The 889-nt window shown below is 45.7% G+C and carries 1 protein-coding gene; it reads left to right on the plus strand.

Features of this window, described 5'->3' with window-relative positions; translation table 11 throughout:
- A partial coding sequence (locus IEV57_RS17495; RefSeq protein WP_229744556.1) for a PKD-like domain-containing protein occupies positions 1 to 889 on the plus strand: 889 nt, incomplete at both ends.

Genomic DNA, 889 nt, shown 5'->3' on the forward strand with positions numbered 1-889 from the left:
CTACTCTTGGACCAATGACAATACAGCTATTGGACTAGCTGCTTCAAGTGGGGGTGATGTGACAGAGATTCCGGTTTTCAAGGCACTCAATCCAAGCAAAGAGCCGATTACTGCTACTATTACGGTTACTCCAACCTTTACCAATGGCTCTGTTTCCTGCCCTGGCCTGGGAAAAACTTTTACGATCACGGTGAATCCTACGCCTGTTATTTCCAACAAAGCTCCAGAGCCTATTTGTTCGGGGGATGCATTTACGGTTAATCCTGTGAATGTACTGGGTGGAGACATAGTTCCATCAGGTACTACATACACCTGGACGGTCAAAACTGTTGATCCGGCAATCAGCGGGGCCACAGCAAGCAATACAGCGGGAGTAGTTTCGATTTCCCAGATGTTGACCAACAGCACTAATACTGTTAAAGCGGTAATCTATTTGGTAACACCAACCTCAGGAGATGACGGATCTTGTGTGGGTGATGCATTTGAGATAGAAGTGACGGTGAATCCAGTAGCAGAAGTGGTAGCAACGCCCGATTCGGAAGTGATTTGTTCGGAAGGTAGTACAAACATACAATTAAGCACTCCTACATCGGGAACACAGGCTATTACTTACAGTTGGACGGCAGTCATAACAACTCCATCCACAGGAGGAACCATTTCAGGCTTCTCCGACCAAAGTCCAAGTTCTTTGGATAAAATTATCCAGCCCCTAACAAATTCAGGTACAAGTCCAGGTGTTGTTACTTATACTATTACCCCCCATATAGGAGATTGTGCTGGAAGGTCGATCGATGTTGATGTAACGGTAAATCCATCTGGTCAGGCTGATTCCGTTGACGATCAGATTGTTTGTACAGGATCGAGTACGCAATTGGTGACTTTCACTACT

The sequence above is a fragment of the Belliella aquatica genome (genome assembly GCF_014637795.1).
Taxonomy (GTDB): domain Bacteria; phylum Bacteroidota; class Bacteroidia; order Cytophagales; family Cyclobacteriaceae; genus Belliella; species Belliella aquatica.